Source organism: Brumimicrobium aurantiacum (genome assembly GCF_003402975.1).
Lineage (GTDB): Bacteria > Bacteroidota > Bacteroidia > Flavobacteriales_D > Crocinitomicaceae > Brumimicrobium > Brumimicrobium aurantiacum.
Map to the genome: position 1 here is coordinate 1 of NZ_QURB01000004.1, position 15036 is coordinate 15036.

Consider the following 15036-nt stretch of genomic DNA (forward strand, 5'->3'; position numbering starts at 1 on the left):
TGCGCCGGTCGTCGCCGAAGTGCAAGCACTTCTCGTTACCCCTCGACTTGCATGTGTTAGGCCTGCCGCTAGCGTTCATCCTGAGCCAGGATCAAACTCTCCGTTGTAAAAGACTTTGAATTTTGTTATGGCTCTTAATTTCGTTTATTTACGCTGTTTCCTTATTTCTCAATCTATCAAAGAACTTATTTGTTGTTTCTCGTTAATTCAATAACTAAAAACCTTATCTTGCTTTCCCTAAACTCGTTTGTTTCGAGGAGGACAAAATTAGTAATAATTTTTAACCTGCAAGTTTTATTTGAATTAAATTTTAAAAAAGATTTTTGAAGTCTTTTTTAATTTTCTAACCTCGCTCGTTTGCGGGGTGCAAAGATAGTTACTAAATTTAAAGTAACAAGCTTTTTTGAAAATTTTATTTAATCTTTTTTTTTTAATCTCACTCCTTATCGCTAATTCGTAATCTTAAATGCTTTTCAAGTTATTCACCGCTCGTTTGCGGGGTGCAAAGATACTGAGCTTTTATCAGTAAACAAGCTTTTTGATAAACTTTATTTAATTTATTTTTAATCTTAATCCTTAACCGCTTATTATTAACGGGTTATTATTTTAAAAAAAAATTCAACATTTTGGTTTGTTCTCTATTATCAACTCTTTTACCCTTATCTTAAATACAATTTATAGCTTTTTACAATCATTACTCTTTTATGACTGAATTTCACTCCTTATATATAAGGTATAAAAAACATGAATTTATCATTGAATTATAAGAAAGCATGAAAACATCATACGAAAGGTGTATTATATAAAAAAGGCTACCATAGTTTTATGATAGCCTTCAATAACAATATTCAAGGAACAAATACTTTTACTATATATATAGTTTAGATTACTCTTTACTTCCTTTTTCAGTATTATCTAGTGCAAAATGAATAGGTAAAGTAACAGCACAAGCCACTTTCCTCCCATCCTTCACTGCAGGAATCCAATCTGGCATGGCATTAAAAACGCGAACAGCTTCAGCGTCAATAAATTCATCTACTCCCCTTAACACTTTCACTTTCGTGACTTTACCTTCTTCAGTAATCACTGCCTCCAAAAACACTTTCCCACTCGAATTATTCTTCATAGATTCTTTAGGGTATACAATTTCATTAGACAAATAATTAACTAAGGCATCCATCCCTCCTTTAAACTCAGGCATTTCATCAGGATTTTCGATTGGATTCCCTACCTCTGTATTAGCATAATTAATACTAGACTGAATATTTTGATTATGTACTTCAGGTATAAACCTACTACTCATCATTCCTACAGCTAAAACTGGAAGAACCAAATAACTCATAACAGAGCCTTTTTTACTGTTCATTTTCATAACTCTTGATTTTAAATTAGACATATTACTAAGTGGAAGGTGAAATTGATTTAAATTAAGTTGCAATTGTTGCTCGAGTAAGAACAAAGTATATTCCTTTCTATCAATACTCTTTAAAACCTCTTGATCAGCCAAATACTCATGATTCTTTTCAACATCAGACTTCCATAAGTAGACTGCCGGATTAAACCAACAGAGAGATTGGACAATAAGAACTAAAATCCGATCATAACTATGCTTCTGGCGTACATGAGCATATTCATGCGCCAGAATTAACCTCTCTTCTGACTCCGTAAGCCCTTTCTGAATAAAAATGATATTAAAAAATGATGCATTAAATTCAGACGATAACACTTTGTAATCATCACACAGCATAAGAAGTTTAGATTTTCTAATTAAAACAGAAAGCTTGAAAAAATTATAGATATGATAGATACAAAAAACAGACACTCCAAGTAAGTAAAAAACTAAAATCCATTCAGAAACAGAATACTCTTCAAAGTTTACATCCTTAACAAAACCTGTATTTTGAATTGTAATAAAATCAAGCTCAACAGTAAACAAACTAGAATTCACCGTCATTAAGCTAGACATTTTTACGATTAAACATAAGGAAACTGGCATAAATAGCAGAACCCAACGATTCCATTTCAACACTCCTTTTTTATCTAAAACGAAGCGATAAACTAGGGTGCAGATTAAAAAATAAATATTGAATATAATAAACTCCGTCATACTTTACTTTTTTAAGGTTTGCATGATTTCATCTAAATCTGAAAGACTTAACTTCTCCTTTTTCACAAGGAATGAGAGCATTTTTTGAGTTGAACCATCAAAAAGTTTATGAATCATCTCTCCCATCTTCTGCTTAGAATAATCCTCTTTTGAGATTAATGGAAAATACTCATGTGTCTTCCCATAGGCCTTATAACTCACTATTTTCTTTTCTACCAAAATCCTAATAATTGTAGATACAGTGCTGTAAGCAGGTTTAGGTTCATCCAACTCCTTGATTACATCTTTTACAAAACCACGTTCTATTCGCCATAGAATATGCATCACTTGTTCTTCCGCCTTAGTTAGTTCTACCTGTTTCATTTCTTTCATCTTTCTAAATCTCACACAATTATATAACTATATTTTTAAATACACAACTAATTTTATAGTTATACAACTAATAATTTAATTATTCGACAAAAGATCTATTACAATCCTTATTGGGTTAAATAACTACTTTTTATGATGAGACATTATTTTTTATCATGTGTATTAAACGTTTTTCCTTAATTTTGCGTTTATTATGAGTCAATACAAAAAAGTAGCTTTTTACACCTTAGGATGTAAACTTAATTTTTCAGAAACGAGTACAATTGCACGTAACTTCGAAGAGGCAGGATATGCAAAGGTAGATTTTGACAATACTCCTGACATATATGTAATTAACACATGTTCAGTTACTGAAAATGCTGATAAAAAGTGTGTTCAATTGGTAAAAAAAGCGAAAAAAGTTAATCCAGAAAGTTTCATCGTCATAATTGGGTGTTATGCTCAATTAAAACCAGAAAAGATTGCAGAAATTCATGGTGTAAACATGGTACTTGGAGCAAATGAAAAGTTTGACATCATAAAACACATTGAAAAACAAGAAACTTTAGAAGGAGTTACAATTGAATACGATAAAATCAAGAAAGTCCAAGACTTTAAACCTTCTTTTTCATATGGAGATAGAACAAGGTCATTTTTAAAGATTCAAGATGGTTGTGATTACTTCTGTACTTTTTGTACGATTCCATTGGCTCGTGGAAAAAGTAGAAACACTTCAATTAGTAACACAGTAAATGAAGCGAAAAAGATTTCAGAAACTGAGGTTAAAGAAATTGTTTTAACAGGAGTAAATATTGGTGACTTTGGTCAAGGAGGCGAGGAAAACTTTTTCGGATTAATCAAGGAGTTAGATAAAATCGAAGGAATTGAGCGATTTAGAATCTCTTCAATTGAACCGAATCTATTAAGTAATGAAATCATTGATTTTTGTTTGACTGACTCACAATATTTTGTCCCTCACTTTCACATTCCTCTACAATCGGGTTCGGATGAATTGTTAAAGAAAATGCGTAGAAAGTATTTAAGAGAAACATATACTGATCGCGTTGAGCAAATCAAAAAGATTTCACCTGATGCGTGTATTGGGGTTGATGTGATTGTTGGTTTTCCTGGAGAGACAGAAGAAGCATTTATGGAAACATACAATTACCTAAATGAACTGAATATTTCTTATCTTCATGTATTTACATATTCAGAACGAGCGAACACTACAGCCAAGAAAATGGATGGTGTTATTCCAATGAATATACGTAAAGAAAGAAGTAAAATGTTACGTATTCTATCAGAGAAGAAGAAGCGTGCTTTTTACGAGTCTCAAGTTGGTAAATCGGGAACTGTACTTTGGGAAAGTCAAAATGACAATGGCTATATCAATGGATTTACCGAAAACTACATCAAGGTTAAACACCCATATGATCCAAGTTTAGAAAACACAATGGAAAAAGTTAAGTACTTATCAATTGACAGTGACGGTTTAATGTTTGCTGAACGAATTGAAGAAGCAATAGAGGCTTAAATTCTATTGTTCAATTGGTCCTCCATTAAATTGCGTACCTTTTTTCCTTTTATTGTTATGAAAGAAGTATTTCAAAGCTAATGAAAAAGTTGAGCCTTCTACAGTTCCATAAGCAATAGTACTTGTTGTACCATGACGGTATTCAGTTGCAATTTCCATTGTAGAAGAAAAGGGAACTCGTCCAGATAGTCCAAAATATATTGCTCCACTATTTGGGGTTCTATATTCAAAACCAACATCTGCATTCACGTTAAAGTCAAAATAATGTTGACGTCTACCTTCAAAAATAAACAAGTTCTTTCCTTCTGGATTAATTAATGATCGGATATTTGAGGCATTGAAATTTCCTGAACCTCCAATTCCTACATTCATATAAAATTGTTTTCCAAGCTTAATATAAACAAGAAAGTTCACTGGCAATTCAAAACTTACATAACCTAACTCATCCTCGGCGTAAACATTGGAATCAGCAACAGAATAACTAGCTTTATAGTTTCTCCTAGTATAGTTTAGCCCTGTTTCTATAGCCAATAATTCGGTCAGTCCTATTCTTACAACTCCACCATAGGTGTAGCCTAACATTGGAGAAATTTCTGTTTCAAACCCTCCATTTTCCATACTAAAAGGCTTATCACCTACCAAGCCAAAAGGAATTAAAGGCTTTACCTGAACCCCGAAATAATTTTCTACATTAGGACGATAGGATTGGGCTTCAAGTGTTGATACGCTGAACAAAAAAGAAACTACGAGAATTATAAGCATATATACCTTCATCAACTATTTTATAACATTTTCGACATTTGCTTCCACTAAATCTGGTCGTGTACAATAACCGACAGTAGCTAGAATCATAACTCCGATTGAGAAAAGAACTAACGTCCAACGAAGAAATTTATTGCGAATGAGGAAACTTCTATTCCTACCTTCTACATCATAATTTATTCTTTCCACTCTTGAAAAGTCTCTATTATGAATTCCAAAAAGAATATAAGTTTTTCCTCTTGTTTCCTCCTCTCCTTTTTCAAACCAAACCTTGTTATTTGTCAAGGATTTTTCGAAGTCTTTTGCTTTAACTGCATTAGCGAAACGAAAAACTACATAGTTAGGGTTGGTCGGATGGCGAACATAATTCACCAAACCTAAATCAATGATATTTTCTACTTTTGTATCCATTCTGTTACGTATTCAATTGGTTTACGTTGACCTTTAGGCCATTCTTCTCCAGGATAGCCAACATAGAACAACCCTAAACAAAGATCTTCAGGTCCAATATCTAAGAAGTTTTTCATTTCATCTGAGTATACCATTTTAGGTGACGACCAAAATCCTCCTAATCCATAGGCTGTACATGTCAAGTGCATATTTTGTACTGCACACGCAACAGCTGCAATCTCTTCAATTTCTGGAATTTTTTCAGAGACCTGTCTTTCCATACAAATGGCTATGATAGCAGATGCCTTATTCGTTCTATTCTTGATCTTTTCCAGCTTCTTTGTCATCACTTTATCTTCAGGAGTAGTTTTTAAATAAAGATCACTTAAAAAATCAGACAACTTTACTTTTCCTTCCTCCATAAAGACTTTAAATCTCCAAGGTTGAGTCATCCCATGTGTAGGCGCCCAGATGGCATTATTCAATAAAAGTTCAATTTGTTCCTTATGCACTTTTCTGTCACTAAAAGTATCAGGAGAAATCGTTCTTCTATCTTTTATTAATGCTGTTATTTCGCTTAAATTATATTTCATTTTTAATCAAGTATTTCGGTGTACAAAGATATTATGAATATCGTGAGTATTCAAGAAAAAAAGATAAACTTAGGGAAACGACTTATTCGAATACCTTTTTTATGATTAACTCCTTATCAAAGGGAGCGTTAAAGTTCACTAGTTCATTTTTTCGGGTATCAATGGCGATGATTCTGTTGCAATATCCAAAACATAATTCTAAATCATGAGATGAAATAAAGACCAGTTGATTATTGACTTCTACGATATGCTGAAGTAGTTTTAGTACTTTTCTTCGGTTGTTATAATCCAAAAATGCGGTTGGTTCATCGAGAATCATAATTTCAGATTCTTGAGCAAGTGCTTTTCCAATCATTGCAATTTGGCGCTCTCCATCACTTAAATTTAAGGTATTTTTATACTTATATTTACTTAAATTTAATTGATCTAAAACCTTTTCTACCACACTGAGATCTTCTGAGCTCAACTTATTCAACAGATTCGTGTATGGGGCACGTCCCATTGCGATTAAATCAAAAACTGTTAAATGCTGAATTCCTTCAAACTTGGAAGGAACAAAACTAAGGTGCTTAGCTTTTTCTGTTCTAGATAATGCCGACCAGTTCTTTTCTTCAAAACAAATTTCACCTTTCAAGGGTGTTAACTGACCTAAAATTGTATTGAACAAAGTTGTTTTCCCTGAACCATTTGGTCCAATAACAGCTACAAAATCGCCTGCTTCAAACTTTAAATTGGCTGCATCAAAAAGCTTAACAGCTTCTGTTTTCTTTGTTTTTGCAAATCCTATATTTAAGTCTTTAAAATTTAGCATCAAAATTTTTTCATTATAATCCACATCACCACAGGAGCTCCAATTAGCGCTGTCAAGGCATTTAAAGGTAAATTAATTAAAGGCATTAACAATTGCATACTTACATCACAAACCACAATAAGAAGTGCTCCACCCAATAAACTTCCAACTAAAAGATGGTAATGATTTGTGGTTTTATAAAGCATTTTAATCATATTCGGAACAACTAAACCTACAAAAGCAATTGGACCACAAAAAGCAGTTACAACTCCTGTTAATATTGCAGTAACTAGAATAATCAAAAAGCGAATAGATTTTACATTCACCCCTAATAATGATGCATTTTTATCGCCAAGCAACATTAGATTTAAGGGTTTAACCAATAATAAAGAGAAAACAGAACCGATTGCTACGATCAATGTTAACATGCCTAACTGGTCAAATTCCACGCCTTGCAATGAACCAAAACTCCACAGCATAAATGTTTTTAAATTGTTAGGATCTGCATAAGCTTGAATAACACTAATTATTGCTCCTGTAAAACTTCCAAACATTATACCTATCAATAATAATGAAACTTTATTCTTGGTAAACAATGAACTAAACAAAATAAAAACTCCAGCTCCAAACGCGCCTACCATAGCTGCGAGAACGATTCCTAAATCACTTCCAAAAAAATAGAATGATGACATTGTAGAAAGCGCCACCATTAAAGAAGAACCCGAATTAATCCCCAACACATAAGGTCCTGCCAGTGGATTTTGAAACAGCGTTTGCATCAATAAGCCAGAAATTGAAAGTGCTGCGCCAGCCAAAATAGCTGTAACCACTCTTGGAAATCGAAAGATTCGAACTGTTAATTGTGCCGTTGAATTTTCATTGTAATTAAACAAACCATTAAGTACATCTGTAAAACTCAATGCAAAACTTCCTAACATAAGATCAAGCACAGCAATTCCAACCAATAATATGGTGAGAAAAATACTTAATTGCCAAAACTTTGTTCTTGATCTATTCATCCTATTGATACTATCCAATTGCAAAAATACAAATGCTTAATCAGTAATTCTTTCTGATTGATTACGCTTTAACAATTCATAATATTTCAATTCATGATTATCGAAGAGTTGAGGGTGAAATATTTTTGCAAGATCTTCTAAAACAATATGAGGTTCGATTGGAGAATTCTCCCAAAAACAATTATTATTGTTGAAGTAGGTATATAGTTTTCCTTTTTCAAATGCGTTTAACATTTCAAATTTGGCACTTTGTTTAAGTAAATCTCTCTTATTAGAAACACCAGCATTTAACCAATATTGAGTTTCCATATTAGTAGTTAAGAGTTCTTCTAAACTTTTGCTTAGACTTCCAGTTCCTTCAGTGTCAGCATATACATAGTTAATATTCGCATCTTCAAACAATTGTGCCATATAGCTTTCTCCTGCAGGAACATTAAAAACATCACCAAAATAAGTTCCAGCAAACATTGATTCAGAAGATGATTCAAGTTTTAGTTTATCTTTTAGTGTAAAATATTTAGATTTTACCTCTTCATAAATTGTTTTGGCTTCTATTTCTTTATTAAACAAAGCTCCGTATACTTTAATCCATTCAGCTCTTCCCAAAGGATGTGTTTCTTTCCATTCAAAAACTTTAAATGTTTTCAAGCCTGCTTGTTCCAGTTTATTCAAAATTGGTGACTTTTCATTAAAGCCAGAATACAAAATGACATCAGGATTCACCTTTAAAAAAGATTCTGTGTCCGCCATTCCTAAATGGCCAACCTCAGCAACATTTGATTTACTAACCGGATTACATAAATATTTATAATCAGAAACGCCAGCAATGGAATTATCCAAATCAAGGGCTCTCATCATTCCAACATGCGTAGTTGACAATGCAATTACCTTTTCTATCTCCAAGGGTAAAAAATTTCCCTTTACAGAATTGGATTGTGCCACACGATAAGATTCTCTTTGTGATAAATCATCTGGATTTTGTACAACAATTTCGATATACCCTTGATGATGAATAATTTGGAATGCTTCTGCAAAATCATTTTGAAGTGTATCACTTTTTACTCTTGCATTGGATTGAGTTACCTTAGAAGAATCAGTTGTCTCACATGAACTTTGGGTAAAAACCAAAAGAAACATCAACAATATGGTACCATTTAATTTCAATCTACGATTCATTTTTCAGTATTATAGAGGGTAAATAAAGTAAACAAAAGTAATTCTTATCCTTAACAACAGGTCTTTTATCAAAAGAAATAACCGAAAAAAAAGCCTTTTCTACAGTTTAAACAATCATAAAGTAAAGCGCTATACTATTAATTATCAGATAGAATACAACCTATTTCAAAATAATAGATGTATTTTAATTTAAAATATTCATGAGTAGAATAAAAGTATTGATTAAGAAATGAAAAATCAGATTAGCCAATATAAAATTTCATAAGACAAAAAAAATATAGATATTTACAGCGTGAACATTTATGAATACGTTAACTATTAAATGTTTATCATTTTAATTCGATTCAAATTAGATCAAACTTTATATTACCATGAAAACAATAAAATTACTTTCTTTAGGCCTTTTCCTTTCAGGAGCGATGTTATTCTCAAGTTGTAAGAAGGAAGGATGTACAAATCCAGACGCCGACAATTATGATGCATCAGCGAATATTAGTGACAAATCATGTTTATATACAACTGATGTAATATTTTGGTTAAAGGAAGACCAGTCTAATTCATTGGTAAATGATGATATCAAAAAAGTAGACTTCTATTTAAATGAAGAATTTCTTGGAAATGCGTCAACGGAGAGTTTTTGGGATGAAGCACCAACATGTGACTCAACCAACGTTATTCGTTTTAGCAAAGAATTACAAAAATCAAATTCAGAACCATTTTACTATTATGTAAAAGACGATGAAGGTTTCACTCTATTCCAAGGACTAACTGAATTGGATACAGATTCATGCCGCGTTATTTTACTAGAAGGTTACTAGAGTCAACAAAATAACTTTTCAAAAGTCCATAATGTACAATGTATATTATGGACTTTTTTTATGGCTAAAAGTTAAATAGCATAAGTTGACCAATGTTAAGTTTAAAATCTAATTTGTTTAATTGAAAAATCGCTATACCTTTGTACTACATTTTAGATTATATGTGAGAATCATATAGTAAGGAATCTTGTGAAAATCAAGAACTGTATCTGCAGCTGTAAGCTCTTAAAGATCTTTTCTAAAAACCACTGACACGTCGCCTGACGGTTGGGAAGGTAGAAAAGAAAAAAGAGTAAGTCAGAAGACTTATCTAAAATGCGTTTTAAGGAGACTTCAGATTAAAGTCGGACTTATCAAAGTACTGCGCATATTTTATATTCTCAGTATTGATATTTCTATTCTTTAGGGTTCAACACTCGATTTGGTGTCTTCATTTTTATTCATAATTCATTAAAAATTAAAAAAATGAAGAAAATTTACTTTTTAGCAAGCGCGCTCCTTGCTGTAACAACTCTAAAAGCGCAAACAACAGTCGATTTCGAAGACTTAACTTTAGACCCAGAGTCTTATTACAACGGTAGTGATGAAGCAGGTGGATTTACTTCTGGTGGAGTAACTTTTGAAAATGAGTACAATACTGCATGGGGATCATGGAATGGTTTTTCATATTCAAACATTACTGACAATACAACAACAGGTTACGGTAATCAATATAGCGCTATTCCAGGAAGTGGAGCTGACAATTCTGAGATTTATGCCGTTTACCATAGTGGAGATACAATGCATTTCCCAGATTCTCACGCAAGAATATCTAGCATAGACATCACCAACACAACTTACGCATATTATTCAATGAAAGATGGTGACGCTTTTGCAAAAGAATTTGGATCTCCAAATGACGCGAGTGGTGCAGATGATGGTACAAACGGAGAAGACTTCTTCAACATTGTAATTTATAATCATGACGCTACAGGAGCAAAAACAGATTCAATCACTTTCTATTTAGCTGATTTCCGTTTCTCTGACGACAATGATGATTACATTATTGATACATGGACACCAGTAGACCTTACTGCGTTTACAGACATCAACTATTTAACATTCTCATTCAATTCTTCTGACGTTGGAGAATTTGGTTTAAATACTCCAACATATTTTGCACTTGATAACATTAAGTATGAAAACACAACAGGATTAACGAAAAATGAAATTGCTCAATTTTCATTATATCCTAATCCAGCAACATCTACTTTGAATATTTCTGGTGATGCTGGTGAATATAAAATCTTTAATACAAACGGATCAATTGTAAAATCATTTACTCATAATGGATTGAGTACAATTGACATTTCGAGCTTAAACTCTGGAATCTACATTGTAAAAGTTTCAACTGGAAACAGTTTTGGAACACAAAAACTAATTATTAGATAATCAGGTTTATGACCTCTACTACTAGAAATAGCAAGGTACTAAGTAACATTACTAAATGTATCTTGCTATTTTTTATACCCCATTTTTTATTCGCTCAAGAAGAAGATACAACACATTTCCAAGAAGTGACCATTAAGGGGAATCATCAAAAAATAGAACAGCACACCACTTTAACTAAAAATGAAATTCAACATATTTCTTCAAATGATTTGGGAGGAATACTTCAATACATCACCGGTTTAACCATCAAAAGTTATGGTGGAATTGGAGGAATGAAAACACTTTCTCACCGAGGACTTGGAGGTGAACATTCACAACTTATTATCGACGGATTACCAATTAATAATCCTCAAAATGGTCAAACCAATTTGTCCAACATTCAATTAAACAATGTTGAAGAAGTAGGTTTAAACCAACAAAACACAGAACAGCTTATTCCGGTTTCTGGATTAATCAAAGGTAGTTCAGTTCAATTAAAAACATTTGATCAACAATTTTCCAATTCAAAAATCGCAATACGAAGTAATTTAACCTTAGGAAGTTTTGGTCAAAAAGAAGCCTACCTAGGATTTAAAAAATCAAACAAAAAAACATTTATAAGTGCTACAGGTGGTTATAGGACTTATGATGGTGAATATCCATATCAACTACCATTTGGAGACGAATCAATAAAATATAGACGAAATAACGCTTTAGAAAATTATCACTTTTCAGTTGGTGGAGGGCTTAGATGGAAAAAGAATGTTACCATTCAGAAGTTGAAGTTTTCGGCAAAAAGAAATGTTATTCAACAAGAACTACCTGGAGCGGTAATCATTTACAATGATTTAGCATCTGAAACATTAGAAACCGAAGTTACTAGTCTTGGCCTTAATTACACTTTATTGAATCGAAATTTAATGGTTAAAGCTTTTGCTACATATAACAATCATTATATACATTACAATGATCCAACCTATCTCAACAGTGATGGTTTTTTGGATAATAAGTATACCACTAATTCAATTATTTCGGGTTTTCATACACGCTATAAATGGAATAACTTCGACTTCAACTTGGGTCACGACATTAATTTTGACGTTTTAGAAAGTTCAAGAAACATCGGACAACCTGAAAGAATGACCAATACTTCAATGTTAAAATTGAAATACAACACCACTTTTTTCAATGTTGCTGCAAGTGCTTTTTACCAAAGTTTCATTGATGCAAATGACATACAAACCCACCGAAATAGTTATTATAAATTACACCCTCAACTTTCGGTATTTACATCCGATTCACTTTTTAAAAATCTACAACTTTCTATTTGGTATAAACCATCTTCTCGCGCACCGACGTTTAATGAATTGTATTACTCTCAAATAGGGAACAAAGATTTATCTCCTGAAGAATCATCACAAATTAATTTTGGGGCTAGATATATCAAGCAAATTAAAAAGACACTCTTTCAAATTCAGGGGAATGTTTTTAAAAACAAGGTTGACAACAAAATCATTGCATTACCAACACAGAATTTATTCGTTTGGTCAATTCAAAATATCGGAAGGGTTGATATTTTAGGAGGAGATTTACACATAACAAGCCGAACAGCGATTCGCAAAAATTGGAAGCTTAACTTTCAGGCAGGTGCAAGTTTTCAAAATGCAATTGATGTAAGTGATGAGCACTCTCCTACCTACCGCGATCAAATTGCATACACTCCTAAAATTACTGGTAATGCTATGGCTAGTGTTCATTACAAAAAGGCTGGATTATATTTTACATCACTTTACATTGGAGAACGCTATAGTTTAAATGAAAATTCAAACGGAAATAGATTAGATCCCTATTTGATTTTTGATCTTTCAGCGAGTTATAATTTCAAATTAAATAAGAATCAAAACATCAAACTTCAAGCTGGCTTCAAAAATGTTGGTGACATCTCATATAACTTTATTAAATATTATGTGATGCCAGGAAGAAATTACTTTTTAAAACTTAGTTATGAATTTAATTAAATACACTTTAATCCTACTTCTTTTTGCTACTTCTTGTAAGAAAGAAGAAAAAGACGATCAAGTCATTACTGGTAAAGATGGTTTTAAGAACGGTTTGTTGGTGTTAAACGAAGGATTATTCCAGCACAACAACAGTAGCTTAACATGGGTAGATTTAGAAAACGGAGAAGTGACAGAGAATCTTTTCTTAAACATAAACGATCGATTATTGGGCGATACAGGAAATGATATGGTGAGTTATGGAGGGAAAATATATATCACTGTTACAGGATCAAGTACCCTAGAAATTTTGGATAAAAAAAGTTTAAAAAGTATTGGGCAAATTCAATTTAACTACAACAATCAATCACAAGAACCCCGTAAGATTGCTTATCATGAAAATGCCATTTATGTCACGAGTTTTGATGGATATGTTACTGCAATAGACACAACCTCTTTAAACATAACCAAACGTATTAAAGTAGGAAGAAATCCTGAAGGAATTTGTGTGTCAAATCAATCTTTATATGTTGCAAACTCAGGAGGATTAGATTTTCAAAATCCAGATACAACAGTTTTTCAAATAGATTTAAATACTTTAAATGTTGTAGATACCTTCACTGTGGGTAAAAATCCAGGAGCTATAATCGCAGATGAATTTGATAACGTTTATGTAGTAAAAAGAGGAGATTACGCTTCTGATCCTGCGGAATTAATAAGAATTAATACACAGAGTAAAACAATAACAAATCTTGGAATTACAGCAACTTCATTATCAATGAGGAATAATCAATTGTATTTAAGTTATTTTGATCATGGAAGTGGTTCTTCGGCGGTTTCTATTTATGATTGTGCATCACAAACAATCATTACCAACAACTTTATCAATAATCAAGACATAACAACACTTTACGGTGTTACTCCATATCTTGAAGATGAGCTAATTTGTCAAGACGCAATGGATTTCACCAACACTGGATATTTAAGATTTTTCAATTTAACAGGTCAATTAACTAATAGTATAAAAGTAGGGTTAAACCCAAATACAACAATTCATTATGAATAAGTACATCACAATTATTTTCGTAGCATTCTTAGGTTTTTCAAAAGCTCAAACTTATGCGCCAGCTGCAGGAGAAACTGGAACAACAGCTATTGCCCACGATTCAACAATTATAAAAAGTTGGGCTACTCACGTAGAAATAGAGAGAGGATTCGTAAACATAAGTGATACTTCAGTTTATTATCAAGGTTCAAACAAAGCTACTTTTGGCGCTCCAGTTGATGCAATAGGACCAGCGTCAAATACATCAACGGATGCTGTTTCATTAGGAGATAGTGGTATTGCAATAGTTACATTCTTAACTCCTATCATGAATGGAACAGGACCCGACTTCGCAGTTTTTGAAAATGGAGTTACCAATACTTTTTTAGAATTGGCTCATGTAGAGGTCAGTTCGGATGGAATCAACTATGTTCGTTTCCCTTCACACTCTCTTACACAAACCAATAACGAAATTGGAGGATTTGGAATGGTTCAGCCTACAGACATTCACAATTTAGCAGGTAAATACAAGGTAGGCTTTGGAACTCCATTTGATTTAGAAGAGTTGTCTGACAGTACAGGAATAGATATCAATAGCATAACTCATATTAAAATTATCGATGTAGTAGGTTCGTTAGATGAGCATGGAACTCATGATGCACAAGGGAATTTAATTAATGATCCTTTTCCAACGCCTTTTGGGACTGGAGGTTTTGATTTGAACGCTGTTGGAGTAATCCATGAGCAAGTTTTAAATCTTAACTCTGAAAACTATACTTACTCAATTTATCCAAATCCTAGTAGAGGAATTATAAATATTCAGTTTGACGCTCCACAGATTAAGGAAATTAGAATTACAAATAATATTGGACAAAATGTTCAAGTAATTAACGTCAATAATTCAAAGCAATCGATTCAAACTAATCTACCAAAAGGGATTTACTTTATTCAATTTATAGGGAAGAATAGTATTCATAGTGAAAAAATAGTCGTAAAATAAAAGTGTTTTAATTCATAAAAACTGTAACATTTATTTCAAGAAAG

The 15036-nt window shown here is 32.4% G+C and carries 14 protein-coding genes, 1 rRNA gene and 1 riboswitch; of the genes, 6 read left to right on the forward strand and 9 right to left on the reverse strand.

Annotation, left to right across the window (positions count from 1 at the left end; genetic code table 11):
• The 3 genes from DXU93_RS07605 to DXU93_RS07615 form a co-directional block, all read right to left on the reverse strand.
• Positions 1–107: ribosomal RNA gene (locus DXU93_RS07605) — 16S ribosomal RNA — on the reverse strand; the annotation flags it as partial.
• Between the two features lie 779 nt (positions 108–886).
• A complete protein-coding gene (locus DXU93_RS07610; RefSeq protein ID WP_116880687.1) occupies positions 887–2107 on the reverse strand; it encodes a M56 family metallopeptidase in 1221 nt (406 codons plus the stop codon).
• 3 nt (positions 2108–2110) lie between these two features.
• Positions 2111–2470: a BlaI/MecI/CopY family transcriptional regulator gene (locus DXU93_RS07615; protein WP_116880897.1), complete on the reverse strand. Its 360-nt coding sequence runs from the start codon at positions 2468–2470 to the stop codon at positions 2111–2113.
• Between the two features lie 202 nt (positions 2471–2672).
• Here DXU93_RS07615 and mtaB point away from each other — a divergent pair, with 202 nt between their 5' ends.
• Entirely contained in the window at positions 2673–3992 is a 1320-nt protein-coding gene (gene mtaB, locus DXU93_RS07620; protein WP_116880688.1) for a tRNA (N(6)-L-threonylcarbamoyladenosine(37)-C(2))-methylthiotransferase MtaB, read from the forward strand.
• 3 nt (positions 3993–3995) lie between these two features.
• On the opposite strand, the gene DXU93_RS07625 is transcribed toward mtaB, so the two are convergent.
• The 6 genes from DXU93_RS07625 to DXU93_RS07650 all read right to left on the reverse strand — a co-directional run bounded on the left by DXU93_RS07625 (position 3996) and on the right by DXU93_RS07650 (position 8722).
• Positions 3996–4766 (reverse strand): outer membrane beta-barrel protein, encoded by a 771-nt coding sequence (locus DXU93_RS07625; RefSeq protein WP_116880689.1) that lies wholly within the window; start codon positions 4764–4766, stop codon positions 3996–3998.
• Between the two features lie 3 nt (positions 4767–4769).
• Positions 4770–5165 carry a hypothetical protein gene (locus DXU93_RS07630; protein ID WP_116880690.1) on the reverse strand — a complete coding sequence of 132 codons (396 nt, stop codon included), beginning with the start codon at positions 5163–5165 and terminating at the stop codon, positions 4770–4772.
• Complete coding sequence (locus tag DXU93_RS07635; RefSeq protein WP_116880691.1) at positions 5150–5737, reverse strand: nitroreductase family protein; 588 nt, start codon at positions 5735–5737, stop codon at positions 5150–5152. Before DXU93_RS07635 ends, DXU93_RS07630 begins: the two co-directional genes overlap by 16 nt.
• Positions 5738–5819: 82 nt before the next feature.
• On the reverse strand, positions 5820–6548 hold the full coding sequence (locus DXU93_RS07640; protein WP_123776082.1) for an ABC transporter ATP-binding protein: 729 nt from the start codon (positions 6546–6548) through the stop codon (positions 5820–5822).
• On the reverse strand, positions 6548–7546 hold the full coding sequence (locus DXU93_RS07645) for a FecCD family ABC transporter permease (RefSeq protein ID WP_116880693.1): 999 nt from the start codon (positions 7544–7546) through the stop codon (positions 6548–6550). The genes DXU93_RS07640 and DXU93_RS07645 overlap by 1 nt, the downstream gene beginning before the upstream one ends.
• A gap of 36 nt (positions 7547–7582) precedes the next feature.
• Positions 7583–8722: an ABC transporter substrate-binding protein gene (locus DXU93_RS07650; RefSeq protein ID WP_116880694.1), complete on the reverse strand. Its 1140-nt coding sequence runs from the start codon at positions 8720–8722 to the stop codon at positions 7583–7585.
• Between the two features lie 371 nt (positions 8723–9093).
• On the opposite strand from DXU93_RS07650, the gene DXU93_RS07655 reads away from it, so the two are divergent.
• From DXU93_RS07655 to DXU93_RS07675, 5 genes are all read left to right on the forward strand, one after another.
• Entirely contained in the window at positions 9094–9540 is a 447-nt protein-coding gene (locus tag DXU93_RS07655) for a hypothetical protein (RefSeq protein WP_116880695.1), read from the forward strand.
• Between the two features lie 137 nt (positions 9541–9677).
• Positions 9678–9868, forward strand: a riboswitch (cobalamin riboswitch).
• Positions 9869–10005: 137 nt separating this feature from the next.
• Positions 10006–10971: a T9SS type A sorting domain-containing protein gene (locus DXU93_RS07660; protein WP_116880696.1), complete on the forward strand. Its 966-nt coding sequence runs from the start codon at positions 10006–10008 to the stop codon at positions 10969–10971.
• Positions 10972–11033: 62 nt separating this feature from the next.
• On the forward strand, positions 11034–12968 hold the full coding sequence (locus DXU93_RS07665; protein ID WP_165851363.1) for a TonB-dependent receptor: 1935 nt from the start codon (positions 11034–11036) through the stop codon (positions 12966–12968).
• Positions 12955–14013: a YncE family protein gene (locus tag DXU93_RS07670; protein WP_116880698.1), complete on the forward strand. Its 1059-nt coding sequence runs from the start codon at positions 12955–12957 to the stop codon at positions 14011–14013. Before DXU93_RS07665 ends, DXU93_RS07670 begins: the two co-directional genes overlap by 14 nt.
• Entirely contained in the window at positions 14006–14992 is a 987-nt protein-coding gene (locus DXU93_RS07675) for a T9SS type A sorting domain-containing protein (protein WP_116880699.1), read from the forward strand. Before DXU93_RS07670 ends, DXU93_RS07675 begins: the two co-directional genes overlap by 8 nt.
• The last annotated feature ends 44 nt before the right edge of the window (positions 14993–15036 follow it).